The 24,707-nt window shown below is 52.9% G+C and carries 17 protein-coding genes; 9 read left to right on the plus strand and 8 right to left on the minus strand.

The annotated features are described in order from the left end of the window. Positions 1 to 15: 15 nt before the first annotated feature. Complete coding sequence (locus B036_RS32205; RefSeq protein ID WP_020569634.1) at positions 16 to 3,024, minus strand: M1 family metallopeptidase; 3,009 nt, start codon at positions 3,022 to 3,024, stop codon at positions 16 to 18. 315 nt (positions 3,025 to 3,339) lie between these two features. Between B036_RS32205 and B036_RS29570 the strand changes: the two genes are divergently transcribed. From B036_RS29570 to B036_RS0115455, 5 genes are all read left to right on the plus strand, one after another. Continuing rightward, positions 3,340 to 4,863, plus strand: a complete 1,524-nt coding sequence (locus B036_RS29570; protein ID WP_020569636.1) for a Do family serine endopeptidase — start codon at positions 3,340 to 3,342, stop codon at positions 4,861 to 4,863. A gap of 151 nt (positions 4,864 to 5,014) precedes the next feature. Continuing rightward, on the plus strand, positions 5,015 to 5,491 hold the full coding sequence (locus B036_RS29575) for a DUF2141 domain-containing protein (protein WP_020569637.1): 477 nt from the start codon (positions 5,015 to 5,017) through the stop codon (positions 5,489 to 5,491). Positions 5,492 to 5,852: 361 nt separating this feature from the next. Continuing rightward, entirely contained in the window at positions 5,853 to 6,614 is a 762-nt protein-coding gene (locus B036_RS0115445) for an MbnP family protein (RefSeq protein WP_020569638.1), read from the plus strand. Positions 6,615 to 6,626: 12 nt separating this feature from the next. Next, on the plus strand, positions 6,627 to 7,709 hold the full coding sequence (locus B036_RS29580) for a cytochrome-c peroxidase (RefSeq protein WP_157472174.1): 1,083 nt from the start codon (positions 6,627 to 6,629) through the stop codon (positions 7,707 to 7,709). A gap of 77 nt (positions 7,710 to 7,786) precedes the next feature. Further along, entirely contained in the window at positions 7,787 to 8,917 is a 1,131-nt protein-coding gene (locus B036_RS0115455) for a cytochrome-c peroxidase (RefSeq protein WP_020569640.1), read from the plus strand. Positions 8,918 to 9,303: 386 nt separating this feature from the next. Here B036_RS0115455 and B036_RS0115460 read toward each other — a convergent pair whose 3' ends face one another. Beyond that, a complete protein-coding gene (locus B036_RS0115460) occupies positions 9,304 to 9,945 on the minus strand; it encodes a vWA domain-containing protein (protein ID WP_020569641.1) in 642 nt (213 codons plus the stop codon). A gap of 200 nt (positions 9,946 to 10,145) precedes the next feature. Further along, entirely contained in the window at positions 10,146 to 11,390 is a 1,245-nt protein-coding gene (locus B036_RS0115465) for an S-adenosylmethionine:tRNA ribosyltransferase-isomerase (RefSeq protein ID WP_026232029.1), read from the minus strand. Positions 11,391 to 11,565: 175 nt separating this feature from the next. Here B036_RS0115465 and sppA point away from each other — a divergent pair, with 175 nt between their 5' ends. Together sppA and tesB are read left to right on the plus strand one after the other, a co-directional pair. Further along, positions 11,566 to 13,353 carry a signal peptide peptidase SppA gene (gene sppA / locus B036_RS0115470; protein ID WP_020569643.1) on the plus strand — a complete coding sequence of 596 codons (1,788 nt, stop codon included), beginning with the start codon at positions 11,566 to 11,568 and terminating at the stop codon, positions 13,351 to 13,353. Positions 13,354 to 13,855: 502 nt separating this feature from the next. Further along, the gene (gene tesB, locus B036_RS0115475; protein WP_020569644.1) at positions 13,856 to 14,725 is read left to right on the plus strand and encodes an acyl-CoA thioesterase II; all 870 of its coding nucleotides are present in this window, start codon (positions 13,856 to 13,858) and stop codon (positions 14,723 to 14,725) included. 162 nt (positions 14,726 to 14,887) lie between these two features. Here tesB and B036_RS0115480 read toward each other — a convergent pair whose 3' ends face one another. The 5 genes from B036_RS0115480 to porU all read right to left on the minus strand — a co-directional run bounded on the left by B036_RS0115480 (position 14,888) and on the right by porU (position 21,912). Continuing rightward, positions 14,888 to 15,457 carry a YcjF family protein gene (locus tag B036_RS0115480; protein ID WP_020569645.1) on the minus strand — a complete coding sequence of 190 codons (570 nt, stop codon included), beginning with the start codon at positions 15,455 to 15,457 and terminating at the stop codon, positions 14,888 to 14,890. Between the two features lie 133 nt (positions 15,458 to 15,590). Beyond that, positions 15,591 to 16,610: a nucleoid-associated protein gene (locus tag B036_RS0115485; RefSeq protein WP_020569646.1), complete on the minus strand. Its 1,020-nt coding sequence runs from the start codon at positions 16,608 to 16,610 to the stop codon at positions 15,591 to 15,593. Positions 16,611 to 16,799: 189 nt separating this feature from the next. Then, a complete protein-coding gene (locus tag B036_RS0115490; protein WP_020569647.1) occupies positions 16,800 to 17,351 on the minus strand; it encodes a hypothetical protein in 552 nt (183 codons plus the stop codon). Positions 17,352 to 17,398: 47 nt separating this feature from the next. Beyond that, positions 17,399 to 18,010, minus strand: coding sequence for a Uma2 family endonuclease (locus B036_RS0115495; protein ID WP_020569648.1), 612 nt, complete (start codon positions 18,008 to 18,010; stop codon positions 17,399 to 17,401). Positions 18,011 to 18,027: 17 nt separating this feature from the next. Beyond that, positions 18,028 to 21,912, minus strand: coding sequence for a type IX secretion system sortase PorU (gene porU, locus B036_RS29585; RefSeq protein ID WP_020569649.1), 3,885 nt, complete (start codon positions 21,910 to 21,912; stop codon positions 18,028 to 18,030). 361 nt (positions 21,913 to 22,273) lie between these two features. Here porU and B036_RS0115505 point away from each other — a divergent pair, with 361 nt between their 5' ends. Both B036_RS0115505 and B036_RS0115510 read left to right on the plus strand, forming a co-directional pair. Then, a complete protein-coding gene (locus tag B036_RS0115505) occupies positions 22,274 to 23,284 on the plus strand; it encodes a PorP/SprF family type IX secretion system membrane protein (RefSeq protein ID WP_020569650.1) in 1,011 nt (336 codons plus the stop codon). A gap of 324 nt (positions 23,285 to 23,608) precedes the next feature. Beyond that, positions 23,609 to 24,589: a M23 family metallopeptidase gene (locus B036_RS0115510; protein WP_020569651.1), complete on the plus strand. Its 981-nt coding sequence runs from the start codon at positions 23,609 to 23,611 to the stop codon at positions 24,587 to 24,589. The last annotated feature ends 118 nt before the right edge of the window (positions 24,590 to 24,707 follow it).

Consider the following 24,707-nt stretch of genomic DNA (forward strand, 5'->3'; position numbering starts at 1 on the left):
CAATCATTTTAAAACCTAAAAAAGATCATCTACCCATTTCCAAGGCAGCCACCCCGACAGGTTCAACCGTACCGTCAACCGGTCCAAAAGGTTTCCCCGTTGTTCCAGCAGTTGTTTCGTTGTGGGGTCAGCGATGAGTGGAACGTAAATGCCCATCCGGCCCTTAGCAAGGCTTAGACCTGCGCCGCCGACCCAGCTGAACTCTCCACGCTCCGGTTCGGAACTGACGCTTCTGAATCCGTAGTAACCTGCATCAAGGAACAAACAAAGCGGGAGGTAATCCGGCATGCCGGGCAGATCGGCGTCCACATTAGCAGCCAATAAGTAATTGTTGCTGGTGCCAAAGGAGAAGGCTGAACTGATGGGTGCTCGGAACCCGCCCTGCCGGCGGCCCAACTGCTGTTCATTGCGGCCGCCAAGGTTGCGACCTACGTATAAATCATCGTACCGGTAATCACTGAAGGCATTGTCGACAAGGGAAAAACCGGAAGCAGACCGCGTAGCACGGTCACGTAACTCATTGGCTAAAAAGACTCCACCAAAAGCCCGCCAACGCAAGAAACGGTTTCGCTCATACTGGTGGCCACCGGTGAGCTCGGCCTCCAGGCGCAGGTGGTTGGTGTTGAAAGCACTTTGGCTGCCAGTATTTTTATACTCAAGCGTTGTGGACCATGCAATGGGACTAAGCTCTTGCCTTACCGCACGATGGTAAGTGGCCCGAAGAAAAAGGTCGTTTGTTCGCTGTTCTCCGCTTACTTCTCCGAGCTCATTGAAATCCGGACGAGTACGCGAAAGGTTGATCACCTGGGCCAACAATCCACTTTCGACCTGACTGATCGGTGCATGCCGGAAGGTATATTCAAGCAGCGCGGCCGTGCGCACATAGTCGTACGGCACATTAGTACGCCGTAGGGTGAAATCACTGAACCGTTGCACTCCGAGGCTGGTGGTTACCTGGGCTACCTTCCCGGCGCTGGAGGGGGACCGCCATTTTACGCCGGCGAACCCCGTGAGTCGGCTGCTCCGCGTACCGAACATGGGCGCCAGCATCCATTCCAGTCGTTGGGGTTCAAGGGTGCGGTTATGCAGCGCGCCCCCAAGCATGCCACCATCATGTTCGTTGAATCCGACCAGCGGCAGCGCGAAAATTTGGCGGACGTCACTCTGTTCCTGATCGATGACCAGGCTGACTTTTAGAGGTTTATTCCCCTGGCGGTTGTTGCTGGTCCAAAGATCGAGCGGGTTTTCAGCGGTGCCGAGGGTCAGGCTCTCCAGGTCTTCAGGGGCGGAGATTGCGCTGGCTTGCGGATCAATGCTGGACGTCATGTCCTTCCCGTCAGAAGTTTTCAGGTGCGCGGTCGCAGGTGCAGGGCGGGAGCCTTTATGAACAAGGGGGAGTTGCCCCGTTGCAGCGTTAGCTTTTCCCTTGATGGCCCAGTCGGAGGTCTTCGTTGTCAGGAACGCGTCTGGAAACCACGGCCGGAGGCTCATGCCTAATCCGGCTTCCATGGCCGCAAAGAAATCTTCTGGCTGGGGATGCCGGAATTTCCACCCGTCGAAGTAAGCCTGCATGGCCGCATCTAAGCGGGCGGTGCCTACATAGGCTTCCAACTCCTGTAGGGCCATAGCCGGTTTACTGTAGGCGCCGATCCCGTAGTTTATGGGGGATAGGCTGTCGGAGCGCGTATCCGGAGCCTGGTCTTTGCCCAGCCGGGCGGTGTAGTGGTAGCCGAGTCGGTTGTAATCGATCTGTCGACCAAGTAATTCGATACCTTTTGGCCGTTTGGGCCAGAATTTGGCCATGTAGCGCTGTTCGTAGAACGTATTTAGGCCTTCGTCCATCCATGGGTGGTCCCGCTCGTTGCTGCCCAGTATGCCATAAAACCAGTTGTGACCGACCTCATGGGCCAGCACGTCGTCCAGGTCTGCCGCATTGCCGCTTTGCCCGATGACGGTGATCATGGGGTACTCCATGCCGCCGCCCGCGCTGAGCGCGGACTGTAAGCCGGTGACCTGCGGATAGGGGTAGGTGCCAACCTGCTCGGAGTAAAAACGGGTAGCACGTTTTATGTAATCGGTGCTGTTGACCCAAAGGGCTGCTTCGGTTTCGGTAAACATGGACCATACGTCGGTCGCCTCCGGCTGACCGGATAATTGAAGGGTGTCGTGCAGTACTTTGAACCGCTTGTCGGCAAACCAGGCAAAATCATGGACTTGCTCGGCGGTGTAGGTTATGGTCTTGAAGGCCGTTGCTGATGGGGGGTAGGGCTCAGCAACGTAGTTTTCCGACAAATCTTCCGCCGCTGCGCGGCGAACCAGGTCCTGACGGTCGTTGGCCGACTTCTCCAGCAGCCACCGTCGTTCTTCAGGTTCCTGCAGGGTACCGGTAGCCCCGACCACATAGTTGGCGGGGAGGGTGAGCTTTACCCGGAAGGTGCCGAATTCGCTGTAGAATTCCCCCTGGTCGAGGTAGGGCATCACGTGCCAACCCTTGCGGTCGTAAACCGCCGGCTTGGGGTACCACTGCGTCATTTGGTAGGAATCGCCGACGTGGCCCAAGCGGGAAAAACTGGCTGGGATCTTGACCCGAAAGGGCGTTTCGATGGTCATGGTCTTCCCGGGCAGTAGGGGTGTTGCCGTGAAGTAAACCCACGCAATATCGGGGTTGTCGGTATCAAACCGGTGTTCGGCTTGCTCACCGCCGACGATGAAACTCAGGCTGTCCAACGTACCCCGAAATTTATGATCAGAGAAGTGAAACCGGGTGCTGCCGTTGCGTAACATTTGCTTCGCAAAAGCAGTGTTGTCCGAGGCGTAGGCCCGGGGCCAAAGGTGAAAGCCAATGTTGACGAGGGTATCCGGGGAGTTGTTGGTATAAGTCAGTTTCAGGTGAGCATGCAACTCGTTGGTTTCATCGTTCAGCCGCGCTTCGATGTCGTAGGAAACGTCCTGCTGGAAATAGGCCGGCTGGGCGGCCAGGGAACAACTCAGGCAAAGGCTTAAAAGCAAAAGAAAGAAGCGCATGGGCGAAGGTTGATTGGGCTGCAAATTACGGACTTCCGTAACACCCAGGCCGTAGGGCTGTACCCAGAGAAAAAAGCGGAGCTTTTTCGAATTATCGGCTGGCTTGAAACCACCGCCTTCTCGGGGAGTAGCCCACTCGCCCTAAGAGGCTTCCTTTACCTCAAAACCTCCCCCTGCACCCGCGGCCGCGCCTAATTCTAGTTAAGAAATGTTAACGATCGTTAAGTTGACCAACCAAATGCGGTTCTAAACAGTCTACTACATACGTTTTATATGCTACCGTTTCGTTATTGAAAAACAAAAAGTGCATCATCAATGAAAAAGTTTCTCTTCATTATTCTGGCTGCCGTTGTTGGCGGCCTCGCCGCCCTCGGTGGCGCGCAATACCTGGGCCTGAACGAGCAGGTCAAGTATGTGGAAGTACAACCCCAACCCACCACCAATTACGCTAATTTCGCGGAGCCCAGTACGACGGTAAACGTAAACCCTGCGCCAAGTGCCGGTTTTGCTACGGCGGCTGAAAAGGCGCTACCCGCAGTGGTACACATCAAGGCCAGCAAGCAAGCTGGCGGAGGCGGCAGAGGTGGTTTCGACCCTAATGAGATCCCCGAATCTTTAAGGGACCTTTTCGGTAACCCGGGAGAAGGCGGGCAACGCGGGGAAGCGCCGCTGCAACAAGGTAGTGGCTCTGGGGTCATTATCAGCGCCGATGGTTACATTGCCACCAACAACCACGTGGTTGATGGAGCGGAAGACCTCCAGGTGGTTCTGAACGACCAGCGGACTTACGATGCGGAAGTCATCGGTGTAGACCCGACCACCGACATTGCTCTGATCAAGATCAAAGAAACTAATCTGCCGACGGTTCAGTTTGCCGACAGTGATAAACTTAAGGTAGGCGAATGGGTTGTGGCCGTAGGTAACCCCTTCAGCCTGACCAGTACGGTCACTGCCGGTATCGTTTCGGCCAAAGGCCGGAGCATTGATATCGTACGCCGGAGTGGCGGCGAGCTGGCCATCGAGTCTTTCATCCAGACGGATGCCGTTGTCAACCCCGGCAACAGTGGTGGTGCTCTGGTCGACATTAACGGAGACCTGGTGGGCATCAACACGGCCATCAGTAGCCCAACTGGGGTATTTGCCGGTTACAGCTTTGCCGTACCGTCAGCCATCGTTAAAAAGGTGGTGGAAGACCTCCGGGAATTCGGCATCGTTCAGCGTGGCCTGCTTGGTGCACGGATTATGGAGCTCAACACTGCCCGGGCGGAGGAGCTTGGGATTGACCGCGATAACGGTGTCCTTGTTTCAGAAGTAACCGAAGACAGTGCGGCGGAAGAAGCCGGCCTGAAGAACGGCGATGTGATCACCGGCGTTGACGGTGTCATCACCCTTCGCAACAGTGAACTGTTGGAGCAACTGGGCCGCCACCGCCCCGGCGACGTCGTGAAGATCAGTTACGAACGCGATGGCCAGGAACGTACGGCTACTGCCCGACTGCGTAACGCAGAAGGAACGACGGATGTCGTCCGGCCTGCGCCGAAACCGGCCTCGGTTTCTGAGCTCGGCGCGGAATTTGTCAGTCTTGATGACGCTACGGCAGAAAAGCTGAACATCTCCGGTGGCGTCACCGTTGCAGATATCCAGGGAGGTATCCTCTCGGAGCAAACCCGGATCCGCCCGGGTTTCATCATCACTAAAGTTAATGATCGAAATATTCGGGATACCGAAGATTTTCAGAAAGCGATGAAAAGCGCTAATGGAACAGTTTCGCTCAAAGGCGTTTATCCCAACGATCCTGAGCGGGTCGTTCGCTATGCTATCGACAAGTCAGAATATTAACCCAACCCCCAAATGAATTCTTTATGCGGCCTTCCTCAGCGGGAAGGCCGCTTTTGTTTTTCTAAACGAGACTTAGTGTTAAAAGTCGGCAAGGGACAAAGGAAAAGGACCGCGGTAACATCCATCTTTTGTAAAAAATCGTTCATAGAGCATGAAACACTTCTTCCTTTTGCTGCTCTGCCTTAGTCTGGCCACGGTGCTTCCCGCTCTTTCGGCTTGTTGGGGAGGTGATGGTTTAGGAGAAGAGCCGATGAAGGGGAGCCTTTACTTTTCTGTTGACAATGTCCGGGAAGCAAAGGGAACAATTTGGGTAGGCATCTACGAGTCAGCGGATGACTTTCTTGATCGCGAAAAAGCGCGTTTGGTGGCCGTTAAAGTAACTGACACCGGCCAGGCAATAATTGAGGTGCCTGACATGGTTTTTGGAAAGGATTATGCCCTGGGCATTTTTCACGATGAAAACGATAATGGGGAATTTGATACCAATTTTATTGGGTTACCGGCCGAGCCCTGGGCTTTCAGTGGGACGCTAAAGAGCCGGTTCCGCCTCCCGAAATTTGAAGAAGTAAGCTTCACCTTTCGGCATCAGGCACCACCTCAGGTTTTACGACTGCGGACTTGGTTTTAGATGCAGGGCGCAAACCTGATTGTCTCGCCAGGGCGGTAGCCAGTTACGTACGGTAGCGAGCAGCGCTTCAGCTCGTGGAGCTTTGTTTTCCATGCCTTTGCTTTAATGCAGGTAAGGGTAACACTAACCCGACAATTCCTTGATAGGTGAATAGGCGGTTTGCTCCGGCAGCGCACACAATATTTGGTCGGCAATCAAACAAAACAATGACCGTTTTTTGGTATCTATCCAGGCTGCGGTATTGTTTTATTAGTAGCTTTTAAATACTTAATTAGGACAACTTGGTTGGTAATAGCCTCAATACTCCCATGCTGCTGTGCTGGTTACTATCCAAGGTCCATCTATCTAAAAAACTTAACCAATGAAGTACTTAAGCCTACTGGCCTTTCCCCTCATGTTTTTATTTGCCGGCTGTATGGACGACGATGACTCCGTAACGGGAGGAGAGGTGGCAACCACTGTCAATTTCCGTGCAGAGTACGATGATGCCGATCTGAGCATTCAAAGTATTGCCTACGACTACCCAACGGGCGCCAAGTTAAAAACAACGCTTTTTCAATATTATGTTTCTGACCTTGAGTTGCTCCCCGCCGCCGGCGGGGCTGCCGTCCGCCTGGCAGATATAGACCTGATTCGTTACCAATCAGAAACGGACGGTTCGGTAACCAGCCGGACCTACAATGTGCCCGTAGGTGATTATGTCGGTCTGCGTTTCGGCCTGGGTGTGAAGCCCGATTTGAACGCGATGGACCCAAATGAATTTTCTGCTGATTTTGTACTCAATGAAGTCCAGTTCTGGAACGCTAACGCCCGCTACGTTTTTGCTAAGATCGAAGCAAACGCAGACCTCGAAGACGACGGTACCTTCGATACGGGGCTTACCTACCACTTGGGTAGCGATGCGATGTACACGACCATCACTTTCACGGGTGACTTCACGATTAGTACCACGGCCAACCCGGAACTGAACATCGTCGCCGACGTCTTTAAAGCACTGGCAAGCGATACGGAGAGCTTTGATATCTCCAATCCGGATCAGCAGCGTATCCACGGCATGAACCAGGCCATTGGTCAGGACATCTGGACCCGCCTCGCAGGGCAGTTTGAGCTACAGATTCGTTAATTACGATACACAATGATGCGGATCTTCTTCCCGGCAATCCTTCTTTGCTTATTGGTCGCCTGCCAGCCTCCGGCGCCAACCCCAATGAATATTCCTGAACCAGAGGCTTTCGCAAAAATCATTTATCCCCCCGATAATCCGACGACGGAGGAAGGGCTCGCCCTGGGGCGAGCCCTTTTCTTTGATCCACTGCTGTCGGCAGATTCTACGGTCAGCTGCAGTACCTGTCACCTTCCTGAACTTGCTTTTACCGACCGACAGCCCATCAGTGTTGGCATCAACGGCAGGTTGGGCCGGCGCAACGCGCCGGGTCTTACCAACGTAGGTTACCTCCACCAAACCCTGTTCTGGGACGGCCGGGCCGATAACCTCGAAACCCAGGCTTTGCACCCCGTAGCAGACCCTAATGAAATGGGGGGGAGCTGGCAATTGATGATCAGTAAACTCAGAAGGCATCCGGTCTACTGGCCACAGTTTGAGCGCGCTTTTGGCCTCAAGGAGTTGTCGGAATTGAACCCGGACTACGTGGGTAAAGCCCTGGCACAATACCAGCGGAGTTTAATTTCATCCGATTCAAAATACGACCGGGTACAACGCGGAGAAGCGACTTTCACCGAGGAAGAAGCACTGGGTAATGCCATCTTTTTCGATTTGGCGGACGAGCCGAATGCCGGTAAATACGCTGAGATTCCCACGGGAGAATGTGCTCATTGTCACATCCCGCCGCATTTTACCAACCAGCTTTTTTCTAATAATGGCCTGGATGAGGCCAATTCCCTCGACGACTTTAAAGACCCAGGTCGGGGACCAATTTCGGGGAGTAAGTATGACAACGGCAAGTTCAGGGTACCTTCCTTACGCAACGTAGCCCTAACCGGCCCGTACATGCATGATGGCCGGTTCAACTCTCTTAAAGAAGTGGTGGATCACTATGATGCTGGCGGGAAATATGCTGAGAACAAGGATCCCAACATCATTCCTCTTGGTCTTTCTCCCGACCAGCACCGCGCATTAGTTGCTTTCTTGCAAACCCTTACGGATACTTCTTTTGTTAGTCAGGGAGTCAGGGAGTCAGAGAGTCAAGGAGTCAGATAGTCACAGCATAATCTCCGTGACCGCTTGATTCTCTGACTTCAGACTGTTTGACTCCCTGACTCTTTGACCATCTGACTATGTATCGTTTTCTCCTGCTTTTCTCTCTCTTCACGCTCTTCGTTGCCAGCAGCTGCGAGCCAGACCCGCCTTTGCCCTGCGAAGGCTGTCCGGTAGATCCGGAGGATCGGGTGATCACCGGCCCCTCAACCCCCACGCCCTTTACCCTGGAGGTGCCGGATCATATGCCCCGGCCAATTGTTGATGAAACGAACCCATTAACGGTGGAGGGAATTGCGCTGGGACGCAGGTTGTTTTATGATAAGATTATGGGCCGGGACAGTGCTTTTGCCTGCGCCGATTGCCATTTACAAGAGAAAGCATTTACCGACGGCCGCGCCTTAGCGGTAGGGGTAGGGGGGCAGCCAGGAACGCGTAGCGCGATGTCGATCGTAAACCTGGCGTTTAACCCAACGGCCTTTAACTGGGACGGTGGACAACTGAAAATATGGGAACAGGCCATCCATCCCGTCGAAAACATGCTCGAAATGGACGAAGACTGGGAGCGGGTGCTGGTCAGGTTGCGGCGCAGCGAAGATTATCCGCAGCGCTTCAGAGCAGCCTTTGGGGTAGGGCGCACGGGGGAGATTACCCGGGAGATGGCGGTGAAAGCCATTGCGCAGTTCGAGCATACTATTGTGTCTGCCGACAGCCATTTCGACCGCGTGGTGTACCTGAATTCCGAATTCTTCACCGAAGAGGAACAGTTTGGAGCAGATAGCCTGTTTTTCATTGAAAACGTTCCCATAGGGGCCGATCACCCAGGGTGCGGGCATTGCCATAATGCCCCTTCCTTTGGAGATAATTTATTCAAAAACAACGGCATCGAGGATGTGGCCAGCCTGGATGATTTTCCAGATAAAGGCTTCGGAGTTGTATCGGGCAGCCGGTCGGATAATGGCAAGTTCCGCTCAACGACCCTACGCAATATTGCGCTCACTGGCCCCTACATGCACGACGGGCGCTTTGCCACGCTGGAGGAGGTACTGGATCATTATGCTTCGGGTGGACATGCCGTCGAGAACAAAGACCCCAATATCACCGGTTTCACGCTGACGGAAGAGAAGAAAGCGGCTTTGCTGGCTTTCCTCAATTCCCTAACGGATGAAAGCCTGCTGACGGATGAGCGGTATTCTAATCCGTTTGAATAGGGCTGAGTAGAAGAGTAACCACTAAGGCATTAAGGCACTTAGAAGCTACACTAAGAAGAAGGTATTGGAGCAGTAACCAATAAGTACATTTAGGCATTAAGTAATAAGATGGGAGGTTACAAGAGGGGTATTATTACGTCAATTGCGAACTTCCTTTTGCAATCGCGCTACCAGACTAATTAGGGCGGGGCCGCAGGTGAAAGGAAAGGATAAAGGAGCAGGGTTGCCCGGTCGAGAATTTGTAATCTGAGTACCCTCTATTTTACCTGAAAACACCGATGCTTGGGTCATCCCTCTCCGGGGGAGAGGGACCGAGGGAGAGGTGCCTAAGGGCTAGCAGAAACAAACATTCTCTCCTACATCCGACCTGTAACTACGAGGCAACACTATTCATCCTCCGCCTCATTGTCCTTCGCTAAATTATCCATGTCTGTCCCGTAAATGCGGCCGGTTGAAGCGTTGTAGTGTTGTGAGCGCATCTTGGAATAATTCCGCATGCTTTTGTTAAAGCCCTTGCTGTCATTACTGACTCGCAAGGAATTTCCTTTGCTGACACCCCACGACTGCGCATCCCGCATCGCCTGCTCGGTAGTTCCCATAAAAGTGATTGTCCAGGCTGGTTTACCGGCCTTTTTGTCGGAGATAAGCTTGGTAATGGCGGCCTTGTCGTACTCCTGCGAACTGTTTTCCTGCCCGTCGGTCATGATGGTTACCAGCACGGAGTCCTGTCCCTCCGGCACGAGTTGAAACCCTTGCCCGATGGCATCGAATAAGGCCGTCATGCCCTGAGGGGTGTAGGCGTCGGCCAGCTTGTCCGTCAGCTTCTCCGCCTTTTTAGAGTTGACTAATTCCTTGAAATAACCCGGGCTGGAAAACTGGGTGACGATGGTACGAATCTTGGCTTCTCCCAGGGCGATGTCATCTTTGATTTCCTTGAAAATCATTTTCAGGCCGCCACGGATTTCGTCGGCCTTCGAAAGCATTGATCCGCTTGCGTCGATGATGATGAGGTTGGTGATTTTTGTCATGGCGGCTTAGTTTTTGGGTTAGGTTAATGTGGCTGGCCAAACCAATAAAGCACAATACTTTGGCAGGCAGCCGGTTAAACAACACGCTCTTAGCAGGCGTAAGTTGCAGGCTAGCGGATCGTTTCAGAAATATCCTGACTTTCTCCGTACGGACGGGGCTTGCCTCCCGTTCGCGAACCGGACCTGGAGGTCCGGAACCTTTACCGCCACAACAAACTACTATCCCCATAACTCAAAAACCGAAAGTCATTCGCCAGCGCATAGTCGTAGATCTTATGCCAGTCATCGCCGACGATGGCGGCGACGAGCAGCAGCAGAGTAGAGCGGGGCTGGTGGAAGTTGGTGATGAGTCCGTCGGCAAATTGTAGGGTGGCGAAGGGCGTAAGCAGGAGTTGGGTATAGCCGGATAGTTGGGATAGGTTATTGGTGGCCATCAGGTCCCTCAAGCCATGGGCAGCAGTGAGCGGAGAAACGGCAGTAAGTCGGGAATCATCGGCGACCCACTGGCCAATCTCTACCGGGCCATCAACAATCATAGTTTCCCCGATAGCGAAACCAGCACCCAGGTAGAATAAACTCTCCAAACACCGCAGGCTGGTGGTGCCGACACTAACGACCGGCTTACCGCTTTCCAGCTGCGCCAGCAGCCGCTCAACGAAGGCGCTGGTTACCGTGAAGTACTCCCGGTGCATGGTGTGTCCGCCGAGGGTGGCCGCGTCAACGGGCTTAAAAGTGCCAGCACCGACGTGGAGGGTAACCTCCTGCCAGCCGACACCCCGTTGGGCCAGGTTGGCCATTACTTCCGGAGTGAAGTGGAGCCCTGCGGTGGGCGCAGCAACGGAACCTTCGGTTTTGGCGAAAACTGTTTGGTAGCGGTCGTGGTCAGCTGCTTCAGCGGAGCGGCCGAGGTAGGGCGGTAACGGTATGGTACCCGCCGCAGCCAGCACTTCGGCAAAGGTGACGGGTGGGCCGTCCGTCGTCCAACTAAAGGTTACGGCAAAGGTATTATCCTGTCGTTCTCCCCGCACTGCTTCGAGGCTTATGGCATGTCCCCCGATCTCTAGCGGAAGGGTCAGTGCGCCCCGTTTCCACCGCCGGTTACCGCCAATTAAAACCTTCCACTGCACCTGCGACCGCGCCCCCAAACTCTGTGCATAATCCACCGGCAGTAAAGGGTCGAGGCAGAAAATTTCAATCGGTCGCTTTCCTTCGGCGAGCGGAAAAAATAACCGGGCATGGATCACCCGCGTCTTGTTACCAATCAGGAGTGTACCTTCCGGCAACCGGCTGGGTAACTCGCTGAAAACTCCGGTCGTGACTTCCCCATTCTGATAAATCAGCTGCTTTGCCTGATCGCGTTCGGCCACCGGATATCGGGCGATGCGTTCGTCGGGCAGGTCGTAATCAAAAACGTCGATGGAGAGGTTACGGGCGTTGGCTGGCATGGGAAGGGAAACAATGAAGGGGCAAAGATAAGCTGCAAAGCAAGTCCCGGTTCCGTTGCGTACCATCAATTTCTGTTATTGGACCTGCAAACGCGGTCGTTTATCGAAAAGCAAAAACGATCTTAGAATTACTTACGTTCTTTGTGTCTAATAAAACATTTGAGAAAAAAGTAGTATGTCCAATTTCTTCAAAATTCTTTTCGGTTCCTGTTTAGGAACATTCCTGGCCTTAGGGGCCTTGTTTTTTATTGGCATTTCCGCCATCGCCGGCCTGGCCAGTGCCGGAGAACAAAAACCTTCGGTGGAAAATAATTCCATCCTTAAACTCGACCTGACCCAGGTTCCGGAACTTACGGGTAACGTCGATGCTGGCAGTGGCTTCAGTGGCCTGGAATTCGATATGGATGAAGTGGTGGGCGTACACGACGTGATTCGTACCATTGAACGGGCGAAGACGGATGACAACATCAAAGGAATCTACCTGAACAGCGGCATGCAGGGAGGTGGATTTACCAAGCTGCGGATGATCCGGGAAGCCCTTGCGGATTTCCGTGAGAGCGGAAAGTTTGTGATGAGCTACGCTCCCTACTACGAACAGAGTGCCTACTACCTTTCTACCGCTGCCGACGAAATATATGTCGGCCCACTAGGTGTCATCGATTTCCGTGGTATCGGAGGAGAGATCATGTTCTATAAAGGCATGATGGAGAAAGTTGGTGTTGATGTAGAAGTCTTCTATGCCGGTCAATTTAAAAGTGCTACGGAGCCATTCCGCCGCAAGAGCATGAGTGATCAAAGCCGCGAGCAAACCCGCGAATACCTGGGCGATATGTTTACCTATATGGTGGACGACATTGCGGAGGCACGCGGTTTATCCTCCGCAGATATTCGTAGCCGGGCTAACACCCTGGCCGGATGGAAGGGAGAAGAAGCCGTTAGCGGCGGCCTCATTGACGGCATTAAGCGCCGCAGCGAGGTGGACGCCCGCCTGCGGGAACTGGTTGGCTTTGAAGCTGACGAAAAGTTGAAAACGATCTCTCACGAAAAGTACTTTGCTGCCCGGATGAGCAAGCTGCGTGGTCGTGGCAACAGCGAGGTTGCGGTCCTGATCGCCGAAGGCAATATTATCGACGGCAAAGGGGCTAATGGAAATATTGGTGATACGAAGTACGTAAAGGAAATTGAACGACTGACCGAAGATGACGACGTAAAAGCCGTTGTTCTCCGCGTCAACAGTGGCGGAGGGAGCGCCAGTAGCTCTGAGAATATCTGGTACGCAGCAGAACAGCTGAAGGCCGCAGGTAAACCGTTCGTGGTTAGTATGGGCAGCGTGGCCGCCAGTGGTGGCTACTACATCGCAGCAGGTGCAGACTCCATCTTCGCCGAGCCATCTACCATTACCGGTTCGATTGGGGTGTTCACAATGTTCCCGAAAGACGACGGGCTGATGGACAAAATTGGCCTTACCCTTGATACCGTTAATACGGCTAAGCACGCCAACGGGTTATCCCCCTTCCGCCCGCTGGCTGAAGAAGAGCGTGCCATGCTGCAGCAGCGCACCCAGGCCATTTACGCTACTTTCCTGGACCGGGTAGCCGAAGGACGTAACCTTCCGCTGGAAACGGTCAAAGAGATCGCTCAGGGTCGTGTTTATGCCGGCAACCGTGCACTTGAATTAGGGTTGGTCGACCGGCTCGCTGGTCTCGATGCAGCCATCGCCAGCGCTGCCCGGATGGCCGGTCTTGATACTGAAGACATCAGCGTCGGACACTACCCGAAAATCAAGCCGCCATTGGAGCAGCTCATCGAAGACCTCCTGGGCGAAGATGCCGCTAAAGGATTCGGCAACGCCATGTTAAAGGACCAACTTGGTGCTGAAAACTATGAGTACTTCCAGATGATGCGCGAGATGACGCAATCGCAGGGCGTACAGGCCCGGATGTTGGTGAAGATTAATTTCTAAGCCTGTCTTTTGTCTAATCGATTAAAATGCCCCCATCGTCAGTTGTTGACGATGGGGGTGTTTTTTTGGCGCGGACGCTGGTGCAGGGGAAGGTAATTCTAAGCTGCTAAGTCCCGAAGGGACGTCTAAGGTAGTGAGGGGTGACCGTAGGGCCGGAGGCCCGAGTGAACCCCTCACTCACGCAGTATGCTGGAGGCAGAACGCGAAGTATGCTGGAGGCATACCAAAGAATACGCCCGCAATAATGACGTCGCCAGGTCATCGCCGAGGGGTTCACTCGTTGGCGTTGCCAACTTGGTCACCCCTCGTTACTGTAGACGTCCCTTCGGGACTGTACTGGAGATGAAATATGATGACAGTAGTTTTCATTCAATGACATCTTAAATATGGTAATTTCAGCAAAGATGCAACCCCACCCCGTTCTGACGGTTAATCCAAAACCTCCTCCAACAGACCAACAGACTAATAGACCAATAGTCCAACGGCCCAAAAGACCAACAAAGTGAAGCACGTCTCCGAACTAACCAACCTCCTCGACCTCGAACGCATCGAAGTCAACCTCTTTCGCGGCGAATCCCGCACCGTAGGATCCCCCCGCGTCTTTGGCGGACAGGTAATGGCGCAGGCGCTTAGCGCCGCCATGCGGACGGTACCGGAGGATCGCTTCGTCCACAGCTTTCACGGTTACTTCGTCTTGCCCGGCGACATCGAGATCCCCATCATTTTTGAAGTAGACCGCATTCGCGACGGTGGTTCCTTCACTACACGCGCCGTTAAGGCAGTCCAGAACGGTAAAGCCATCTTTCACTTAACGGCCAGCTTCCAGTTGGATCAGCCGGGCTTCGATCATCAAATGGAAATGCCTGAAGTGCTGGGCTACGACGAACTCGTCAGTTATGACGGGATGGCCAAACAATTCGGCGATCAGCTACCGGAAAACATCCGCCGGATCCTCAGCATTGAACGCCCCATCGAATTCCGGCCAGTAGAGTTTCTCAATCCCTTCGCCAGTGAGGTGTACAAGCCGGTCCGCAACGTCTGGCTGCGCGCTAAGGGTGAAATCCCGGACGATGCCCGCCGGGAGCACGAACTCGTTCTGGCCTACGCCAGCGACTACAACCTGTTGACCACCGCCCTATTCCCCCACGGCAAGGCCATCGATCATCGCAACCTCCAGATCGCCAGCCTCGACCACGCCATGTGGTTCCATCGCCCATTCCGGGCCGACGAATGGCTGCTCTACAGCATTGACAGTCCATCCGCCAGCGGTGCCCGCGGGTTCACCCGCGGACAGATATGGGATACGGAGGGGAAACTGGTCGCTTCCGTGGTTCAGGAAGGGTTGATGCGGGAGGTGAAGCCTAAGCGGTAAGACTGACCCCACAGTAAGCTTCCCATACTTGAGGTCTTGTTGCCGTATCCGGCGAACACGCGGCCGACATTAAAAAAGCCCGACCCGCAAAGCGGGTCGGGCTGATAGCTGTCTTAATTCCGAAAGCCAGCCGGAGCCGGATATTAAGGATGACTGGCTTGGTTAGTTTTGACGGTTGCTCCCAATGAAGTTGGAAAGCTGGTTCTTCACGCTGTAACTTGATGGATCCAACTTTCCGGCCTGAAGCTGGGCAACAATGTGGTTGACGATTTCTATAACTCCGATTTCCATCGGATCCTTTCCTTGCTGCATCTGTGCCTGATAAACCTTGCCGGTCTCGTAAGTCAGGAAACCGGAAATAGCTGCAGAAGTGGCCCCGCCTACCAACATCTTCAGCGGGGTAAAGGATTGCGCTACAGTTTCGGCTACCACAGAAAGTATGCGGCCGCCCACAGCGGTTATTCCGGTTGTGATGGCTGTCCGCAACAGTTGATCATCAATGTCATAGCCGTAAATTTCGGCCAGGTCCCTGATCATTTTCGTTTGTACTGCGGTGGCCGCCGCTACGTCAACCCCGGCAACAGGGATGAGTCCGGTAGCCGTCCCAAACAGCGAATATTTGCCGATCAGCGCATCAGCTTGCTCATTTTTAGCGGTCATGTCGGTTATTTCAATGACCTCGGTAGTAGAAACAGGTCCGTTAGCGGTGGCTATTTTTTTGGTGGCAGGCATAGCATTATAGTTTTTGAAGGTTCATTAGTTCTAACGCAAGAAGGAGTGACAGATGTTCGTCTACACTTACGAATGTCCACCAAAGATTGCCAACTATGAACTATGAATTGTTCACTACAAACTGCCCATTAAATCACTCTCCTTTCTGATCCAGCAGCAAACTGGCCAATTCCTGATTAGTTATCGTGATCGTACCAGTCTGTTCATCGATGGAGATCTGTCCCGCCCGGAAATGATCCTTGGTGCAGGTGAGGCTCATGCCTCCGAAACCGGCTTTTAGATAGAATTGCTTCCGCAGCGAACGTTTGTCTACCCGAAAGCCCTCGTCCAGCGTGCCATCTCCTTGTTCGAGCATCTCCTGGAGCGGCTTTTCGTTGCCGTAAAAGAATTCGTCGAATTCTTTAGCACGGATGGTTTGCTGTGGCTGTTTAGCGGCGTATTTCACCAGGGCTTTTTCGAAATCGCCTTCATTCATCGCGAAACCGTTGTCCCGGTCTTTGGGGATGGGGAGTTCTTCTACGAGTTCGAGGAAGTTCTGGGTCAGTTCGGCACTGGTTTCCGGCCGGTCCAGGCCAACCCATTCGGTGAAGTACTGGCTGATGCTGCTCTGGGTACGGGCATGGCGGATCATCTGGACGTTACGCCCCTTCCCGGCTAGCAGTCGCACGGCCATAGCCATGTGGTCTACATCGAGATATTGGGTGGTCGTTAGTTTCAGCGCTTCTTCTGCCTCGTCGGCCACAAAGATCATCCCCGGTGTTTCCCGGATCAGGAAAATACCGAGCATCCGTTGTTCTTCCATGGTATAATCGGCGTATAGGAGGTAGCCACCTTTGGCTCCGATCACACCCGTCAGACTTTGCTGCAGCACCGCCATGGTATCGTTACTGAAGGTCAGGAAATGTTCCCGGTCCCGCCCTTCCATCAGCCACGTTTCGTAGTAGGCGGGGAAGAGGCTCTCGCCGGGCCCTGCGAGGAAGCCCTGCAGTAGGTCGTTCTTTCGTTCAAAAATCTGATCCAGCCGGCCGATCAGCTCAATCGATTGTTCGGTAATGTGCAGAGGTGCTTTGCTGAGTACGAGCTCGGCTTCCGCCATTTCGGGCTGCTTTTTCAGTTCGTGAACGATGAGGTTGTGAACGATCAGATTATCCATGTCGCGAAGATAGAATGCACTCGGGAACTAGCAGCCTGTCTTGGTGATTTAGTTCGGTAGTAGGACCTCAGTTTCGTTTTTTGGCGGGGCCGCAGGATGCAGTGAAAAGTTTTAAAGAGCAGGCCTTTTCACCAGATGTAATTGTTTACGACTCTTTAGCTCCAACAGACCAATAGACCAACTTACCAATCAAACGCCCAGAACACTCCCCGCCATCTTCAGCAACAACTCCCGCCGGGCAGCCTCATCAAACGGTTCGTCGGAGCCCTGCTTCGGCAAAGCCGAAAATTTGATCCGAAAATGCTTTTTCCCGGCTACGGACAGTATCCTTCCCTGATTGATAAAGCGGCCGGTTGCTTCGCTCAGGCTTACCTTATCGTTGCCCTTGGCGCCAGCAACTTCATCGATAATTGCCTGCTGCTTTGAGCCGGGATCAGGCAGCTCGACGACCAGTGCCGCACTCCAGCCCGGTGCTTCCAGGTCATACTGGCAGCTGGCGTACTCGGCGGCGGAGCGCCGCCCGGGCATCGGCATCTTAACGGTTTTGTCGAAATAGGAGAGGACCGTTGCCTCCGTCAGGTAGACACAGACGGGAGGAGGCGGGGCGATTTTGACGTCCGGAGACAGCACTCCTTCTGGAGTGTCTTCTGTAGCTATTGCAGCATTGGTGGAAGTGGCATCATTGCCACAAGCAGTTAACAATAAAGCCAGCGAGACGAAGATTTGGTACACTTTTGACATGAGGGGAGGTTCTTAGCGGTAAAGCTAAGCTATATCCTTGCATGGTGTCAACCGTCTTTACTACTCGTTAAAAGATCAAACGGCTTATCTGGATCAAGATTTACGCGCTTGTAAATTTTTGCCAAAGGAATCGACACATCAAGCGTATGAAAATATAACTCTTGGTCAGGTAAGTATAAATTTTGAATGTCCCAATGGCCATCCTCTCGATGGTAGAAGCTTTCAACTCGCAGTGCCCGGGAGTCAATCAAGACATATTCTTTAAAACTTGATAAACTGCGGTACCAGGAAAACTTTGGCCCACGATCGTGCTTTTCAGTTTTATCAGAAAGAACTTCGATTAATAATGAAGGATTCTTCAGGAATCGTTCTTTATCGAATTCGTCCTCTTCGTCACAAACAAATGAAATGTCAGGAAAGACATACCTTTTCTGACTTTCAATGGCAACGGCTTGGTCACTGTTAAAGCCCCTGCATTGATCCGAATTAGTAACTAAGTAAGCGGATAGGTCAGTGACAATTCGATTATGAGCAGGGCTGGCTCCCGCCATTGCTACAATCAGGCCATCATGGTACTCCAACTTCTCTTGGCTATTCTCAGACAATCTAATGTACTCCTCAATGGTGTATCGCTCTTCACTTAGTAGCCTGGCTTCCATATCTGCTAAGATAACGCTTATTTCAGGATTACCAGTTTCTCCAATTCCCCGTCAACAACAGTGCCTTCACTGCCCCGTAAGCGTACCTGGTAGAGGTACACGCCCCGTGCCAATTGGTCGCCGTAGTCGTCCAGTCCGTCCCACTCAATGCAGTCGTCCTGACGGACGGTTCCATCACTGAAAGGGTAGGGGTGTGTCAGGGTTTTTACCAGCCGGCCATTAACGGTGTAGATCTGAACGATGGCTTCTACTTCCTGTCCCACCAAGGTATGGTCAAACTGAAAACAAGTACGATCGGTGAAAGGGTTGGGGTAGTTCAGTACCCGGCTGAGTGCGTCAGCACCATCGGCCGCTACCAGGAATTCGGTCTTTCCCTGTGCGCTATTATTCGCGACGTCCCACGCCCGTACGGTGACGGTGTGGAGGCCAGGTTCCAGATCGAATAGAGGATAACGAACTTTACCTTTAGTGAAATCGTCGGCTTCCGCCTCGTAGTAGTCGTTCAGGATGATACTGTTACGTGTATCCTCATCCAACACCGCTTCCAGGTCATGGCCGATGCTGTTGCCGGTGACGTTTATGCCAAGATCGTCCGTCAGGCTTACCAGCAATAGGGGGTCTTCATCTGTCTGGCTGCCGGCAATGAAGTCCTCACTGTCCATAAATACTTCCACTGTCGGTCCTTCGTCATCAGCAACGACGTCGGTGCTGGTACCACCAATAACGAGCTTATCATAGAAGCCGGCGGCGTCGGTAAACTGAGTTTTATCGGCAGCGTAATAGCTTATTTTACCGGCACCGAAGGCGTAGTTGATGTCTCGGGGTACCACAAATTCAAAGGAGAATTTTCCGTTGGCTACCGTGGCTTTGCCACGGAAAACGATGTTGCGTTGCACCGATACTTCCAGCGGCGTTACGGTTGGCTGATCTTGTTGTAAAGTGGTGGCCGTTTGCGGCTTGTCATAGATCGTTGGGAAAACGAGACCGTTGAAATTTTCGAGCAACTGACCGTTCTGGTCTGTCACCTCGCCACTGATCTTCATTTTTTGTAGCGCCCGGACGGTGTCCTGTCTTTCAGCACTAATGGGAAGGTCGTCGACCATCGTCGTTCGGACGGAATGCTCCGGGAAGGCGATCACGGTGGCGGGGTCGCCCAAAAGCGTAAACTTGCGGGCATTCTCGGTATTGCTGCTGAGGATGCCGCCGTTGCTGGGGCTTGTTTCTTCATTTTTAGCGGTACGGATGATGTCTCCCAGTGTTCGCCACCTACCGTCGGGCCGGGCCAGCATGGCCCGCGCGGTGGCGTCCGTCAATTCGAAATTGCGGGTGGCAAAAACCGGGCGGGTGGTGGTCAGCAAAGCGGCCACACCGCCATTGGGGGTAAGCAGTGCCTCCTCGCCGGCGGATACGAATGCTGCATCGTCGTAGTTAGAAAAAGTACAAGTGGCAGTGATGAAAATTGGTGGCTGGATCGGATCGATCGCATCTGCCGGACGATTCCAATTGCGAATCTGTGGAATCGTCAGCACCCTTTCCTGCGCCCAGCCTCGTGGACCACCATGCCCAAGATAAGTAACTGCCAGGGCCCCCCGGAAGATGGCCCGGTCTAATCCTTCAGTAATTGCGGGATAGCGATCGCCGGCAGAAAGACTTTGCTGGGGAAAAAGGTCAAAGTAGAGTTTATCGAAATTCAGGTCTGGCTTCAGAGCCGCCACGGAATTTGCCACCCGGTTTACATCCCGGCTGTGCTGATTACCGTCTTCATCGTCTCCTACGAACACCATCCGTGTACGCCAGTCCCCTAATGTACTGGGGTCAGTATCGTATCGTATCAGTTTCCGAACTACCTGAGTTGCTTCATCGGCTGTTTTCACGGGGAGGCGGCCAACGGCAATATTCAGGTCTGGTTCCAGCGGCTGGACGGTGGAAGCGGGAGAGAAAATTCCGAAAAAGTCATCGGCCGGGAAACTGCCAACTTCCGTTAACCTGCCATCATGCTCGAAGGCGGGAATGAAGGTCGTTCCCAACTCCAGGATATTGCGATGATCAAAACTACCGTCTCCAAACAGCAGCAGGTAACGTAGATTGGGAGAACGCTCAAAGAGCATGCGTCCGAAATTGCGAATAGCCGCAGCGTCATCCCGGCCGCTACTGAACTCATTGTAGACTTGCTGGGTGGTAGCGAGTACGGTGGTCAGGCCACTGTGGGTCCGGCGATGTTCGGCAAGCTTCTCGGCCTGGTCAATAAAATTTGGATGGGTGATGATGATCATCTCTGCATCGGTCAGGGCGTGCAGGTTTTGATTTTCTACTTTGCCAACGGCTTTTGGTTGGAGCAGAGACGCTCCGTTACGGAAGGCAACGTATTCTGATAGTCCGGTAGCGGAGGCGGAGAAGGCATTATTACTAAGGCTTGCTTCACGGATGTCCGCACCATCGAGGCGCCAGACCCGGCCATCGGCCGGTACATTACTGAAAGAGAACCGAATGGTTGCCTGGTCCTGACTACGGGTGTCTCTGAAGTCGAACTGATCCAGTCCTGCAAAAGAAAGGCTGCGTCTGGCCCTTAGCTCGATCCAATCGAGGTAGGCTTCACTGGTATTGGCGTTACCCGGGATGGGATAGTCGACCGTAACGGAAAAATTTTCACTGGTCAGGGTCACATTACCCACCAGGCTGGTAGGATCCGCCGCAATGGACTGTTCTTGTGCACCGATTCGTATTCGGCTACCGATGGCACTGGTCACTACCTGATCACCGATCTCCAAATTGAAACGACTGGTGGCATCGGTGCGGAGCGCCATCCGGGCTCTTACCTGAGCGGGCTCGGCGGGTACAAAGCCGGGAACCTGGAAAAGATTACGGTATTCTTTTTGCCGGGCGACCTTAAATAAGTCACCAAACCAACTTTGGCCGGAGCCGTGGGCATTGCCTCCGATTTCGTGCAGGATGTTGAACTTGTCTTCTTCGAAGTGGTAAAGCGCATCGTAACTATTTACCTCGGTACCACCGTTAGCTGTGGGCAAGGTACTTACTCTCCGGCCACGGCTGCCACCAACTCTGATGTAGTAACTATTAGTTGTAGCGTAAATATTCTTTTCGTAGACAAACTGATCGGAGCCCGCATTATAGGTGCGACGATCGGGGCCTTCTGCGTGAAAGAGGATAAAGTCTCCGCCGTCAAAACTACCATCACTTTCACCCTCAATGGCAATGGCGAGTTCGGTAAGGTCATCCGGTGCGTCCTCATTAGTTGTTTCGGGGAGTTTGCCGGAACGGGGTTGGCCGAAGATGGCAATGTCTCGGGGATCCACGCCATCCAGGTTCACCTTCAGCTCATCTACCAGAAAATTCCGGGTGAGTTTATGCATACCGGTTTTACCGACGGTGATGCGGAACCAGTTGCCTTCCCGCAATACGGAGTTGGTGGCAAATTCCATACGGGGGCGGGCGGCTGCGCCGCCCGGTACCAATCGGATATCGAAAGCGGTAAGCCGTTGCGGCCCGGATGGGGTCTGAATGATGGCGGGAGCGGCTACCTTGCCCAGCCAGCCTTCGGGCTGGCGGCTGACGCTGACGGTAAAGTCAAAGGTCTCCGGAAAATCCGCCGAGCCACGAGGTACAGAAATTGGCTCGAAGGAGGTACTGATGATCTCAACGCTATAAGCGCTGCCGGGGGCTGCTGCAAAAGTCCGCAGGTACACCGGTTGCGCTTCACCATACTTTGCACCTGCGTTCTCGCCCACTTCCGCTGATGAGAAAGACCAATGTACCTGAGTTACTCCCGCCCAGGCCACTACTTCCGGAGTATCGTCCCATATGAGACGATCCTGCAAGCGGATCTGAGCCGACAAGGGCAAGACAAAGAGAAGGAGCAGGAGGGCGAAAAAGTACTTATGCATAATTATGGTATGAAGGCCGTAGATAGGATACGACCTTAAGACTAAAACGTTGTCTAAAAATCGGTAATTGTTTGTAATCGTCACCTGACCGTCACGGGAACGACGGCCAGCCGCCACTTTAACGGTTGAGGTTTGGAGGAAAGAAGGTCTTGCGGTAGCTTTAGGGGTTGGGGTCGCTTTGCTCTCTGTTGCAGTCGCTCACTTCGTTCGCTGTTGCAGGGTCGCTTCGCTCCCGTTGCAGTTGTTACAGCCTTAACTTGGTTGGGTATGCTGCAACAACTGCAACCCCTGCAACGGGAGCGAAGCGACTCTGCAACAAGGAGCGCAGCGACCCTACAACTCTTTTGTAAATTCCCTATAGATGAAAAAAATCCTTTTCGCCCTTTTATTTCTGTCACTCTTGCCTACGCTAGCTGCGCAAGATCCAGTATTTTCCCAGTTTTATGCAGCGCCTTTACGTCTGAACCCCGCATTTGCAGGGATTGGTACCGCGCCCCGGATTGCCGTCAACTACCGGGCACAGCACACTTCCTATCCGAGTGCCTACAATACAATGGCAGCCTCCTATGATCAGCCCATTCAGGGAACACCGTCGAGCTTTGGCCTGAGGATGATGAAAGACGAGCAACTGGAAGGCGCTTATCAGAATACCGAGGTGGCCCTGGTGTACAGCTACGATGTAATGATTGATAAAGAAACCCACGTTCGTCTTGGGCTGGCAGCGGGAATATTGAGTACCGGATTGGATTTTAGCACCCTCACCTTCGGAGATGTACTGGATCCCACGGTTGGGGCCAGTGGAGCCATTACTGAAGAAGTGCTGGCGGGCGTTTCGAAAACGTCGGCTGATTTTGGTGCAGGTGTTCTTTTCTCGGCCAAAACCTTTTTCGGCGGAGTCACCTTTGATCACCTCAACCGGCCGGATGAAAGCCTGATCGAATTGAATAGTAACCTTTATGCCGGCAGACCAACTCGGCTCACCCTTACCGGCGGCGCACAGATTAACGTGAAACGATACAGTAACCGTCGGCGGCCTGCCTACATAACCCCAAATTTTCTGTACACGTCGCAAGCAAACTTACGCCAACTGAATATGGGGGCGTACCTGGGCTATGGCCCGGTGGCCATTGGTGGTTGGTATCGGCATGCCTTCGAAAATGCCGATGGCCTGATTGCGGCCATTAGCTTCCGGCAGGATGTGCTTCGGATCGGCTTGAGTTACGATGCGGTCGTGTCGGACCTCCGCAATGTTCCCGGCGGACTCGGGTCTACGCTAGAAGCAAGTGTCATCATTGACTTTGGCAGCAGTAAAGAGTTGATGCGCCGGAGAAAGGCCGACAGGTATAATGACTGCTACGGGATGTTTCGCTAAAATAAACATTTTTATATTAAAAATAATGTATTTAAACAAATAATTACACGCTTTTGTACGTAACTTTTTTGATTAAGTTTGTCCATAATTGGTTCTTTATCAACAAGTGTAGCGCAAATAAGTGTCAATGTTGATAACTTTTCAGGTAGGAATTTTTATAATTTGAGTAACAATAAGCTACATTCGCATTCATTGGACGGTTGGTTGTTAAAACCACGAGATTCATGGGAACAAGATAACGGCCCGTTTTGAGAGCATGTTAAAGAAGAGGATTGAAACTTCGTTTTTTTTCGCCGTTATGATTTTTTGTCTAATTATTAATTTATGAGACGCGAAAAATTCGTCTTTAACCAACATTCGCTGCAGTACGACCGGGTTGTAGAACCCCTTCGCTACACGATCCTTAGAGGACTTGCGTTTTGTTGTGCCGCCATCCTTACCGCAGGTTTGATGATGGTTGTCGTTCACCAGTACTTTCCGAGTCCGAGTGAGCGCCTGCTGATTCAGGAGAATGAGATTCTCCGATCGCAGATCGATAATACCAATGATGACCTGATGGCTATGGGAGAGGTGCTGGAGAGCATCCAGGACCGTGACGCCAGCGTCTATCGGATGCTCTTCCGTGAGGAACCCATTGACCGTGACGTGTGGCAGGGTGGCCGTGGTGGTCATGATGCCTACGACGATTTACGGGAATTGCCACGTACCGGTGAGCATATGGCTAACTTACGCTCCCGCCTCGACGATTTCAAACATCGCCTCGATCTTCAAAGCCGTTCCTTGGATGACATCACGGTGATGATCGTTGATAAGGAAGATCGGATTGCCTCCGTTCCCAGCATCAAGCCGATTCGTAGTGACCAGTTCAACCGCAAAATCGAGAACCTATCGGGTTTCGGTATGCGTCTTCACCCCATTCACGGAGTTAAGAAAATGCACTATGGCATTGACTTCAACTGCAGAAAGGGCACGCCCATTCAGGCTTCCGGAAAAGGTAAAGTTGTTTGGTCCGGGAACCGTGGTGACTACGGTAAGTGTGTCATAATCGACCACGGCTACGGTTTTAAGAGTCTTTATGGTCACATGAGTGAGATCCTGGTGAAAAATGGCGAGGAAGTTGAACGCGGTGCCAAGATTGGCCTCGTTGGTAGTACCGGTGGTAGTACTGGAGATCACCTTCACTACGAAGTCCATAAGGACGGCGTACAGGTAAACCCCATCCAATTTTGCTATGACGGTCTGACTACTGAAGAGTACAGCCAGCTAGTGAATGCCTCACAGGTATCCAATAAGAGCTGGGATTAAGTACTACAGTACCATCTATTACTGTCGGAAGGGCGGACTCAGTACTGAGTCCGCCCTTCTGTTTTTTGGTCGCTTAGGCTCCCGTTGCAGGTTGCAGCTAGTCGCTTCGCNCNTNNNT

Origin of the sequence: Neolewinella persica DSM 23188 (assembly GCF_000373105.1) — a bacterium.
GTDB classification, from domain to species: domain Bacteria; phylum Bacteroidota; class Bacteroidia; order Chitinophagales; family Saprospiraceae; genus Neolewinella; species Neolewinella persica.

Excerpts from the sequence above, each read along its gene's own strand:
- B036_RS32205 (WP_020569634.1), bottom strand. The coding sequence starts at position 3,024 with ATGCGCTTCTTTCTTTTGCTTTTAAGCCTTTGCCTGAGTTGTTCCCTG.
- B036_RS29570 (WP_020569636.1), top strand. The coding sequence starts at position 3,340 with ATGAAAAAGTTTCTCTTCATTATTCTGGCTGCCGTTGTTGGCGGCCTC.
- B036_RS29575 (WP_020569637.1), top strand. The coding sequence starts at position 5,015 with ATGAAACACTTCTTCCTTTTGCTGCTCTGCCTTAGTCTGGCCACGGTG.
- B036_RS0115445 (WP_020569638.1), top strand. The coding sequence starts at position 5,853 with ATGAAGTACTTAAGCCTACTGGCCTTTCCCCTCATGTTTTTATTTGCC.
- B036_RS29580 (WP_157472174.1), top strand. The coding sequence starts at position 6,627 with ATGATGCGGATCTTCTTCCCGGCAATCCTTCTTTGCTTATTGGTCGCC.
- B036_RS0115455 (WP_020569640.1), top strand. The coding sequence starts at position 7,787 with ATGTATCGTTTTCTCCTGCTTTTCTCTCTCTTCACGCTCTTCGTTGCC.
- B036_RS0115460 (WP_020569641.1), bottom strand. The coding sequence starts at position 9,945 with ATGACAAAAATCACCAACCTCATCATCATCGACGCAAGCGGATCAATG.
- B036_RS0115465 (WP_026232029.1), bottom strand. The coding sequence starts at position 11,390 with ATGCCAGCCAACGCCCGTAACCTCTCCATCGACGTTTTTGATTACGAC.
- sppA (WP_020569643.1), top strand. The coding sequence starts at position 11,566 with ATGTCCAATTTCTTCAAAATTCTTTTCGGTTCCTGTTTAGGAACATTC.
- B036_RS0115480 (WP_020569645.1), bottom strand. The coding sequence starts at position 15,457 with ATGCCTGCCACCAAAAAAATAGCCACCGCTAACGGACCTGTTTCTACT.
- B036_RS0115485 (WP_020569646.1), bottom strand. The coding sequence starts at position 16,610 with ATGGATAATCTGATCGTTCACAACCTCATCGTTCACGAACTGAAAAAG.
- B036_RS0115490 (WP_020569647.1), bottom strand. The coding sequence starts at position 17,351 with ATGTCAAAAGTGTACCAAATCTTCGTCTCGCTGGCTTTATTGTTAACT.
- B036_RS0115495 (WP_020569648.1), bottom strand. The coding sequence starts at position 18,010 with ATGGAAGCCAGGCTACTAAGTGAAGAGCGATACACCATTGAGGAGTAC.
- porU (WP_020569649.1), bottom strand. The coding sequence starts at position 21,912 with ATGCATAAGTACTTTTTCGCCCTCCTGCTCCTTCTCTTTGTCTTGCCC.
- B036_RS0115505 (WP_020569650.1), top strand. The coding sequence starts at position 22,274 with ATGAAAAAAATCCTTTTCGCCCTTTTATTTCTGTCACTCTTGCCTACG.
- B036_RS0115510 (WP_020569651.1), top strand. The coding sequence starts at position 23,609 with ATGAGACGCGAAAAATTCGTCTTTAACCAACATTCGCTGCAGTACGAC.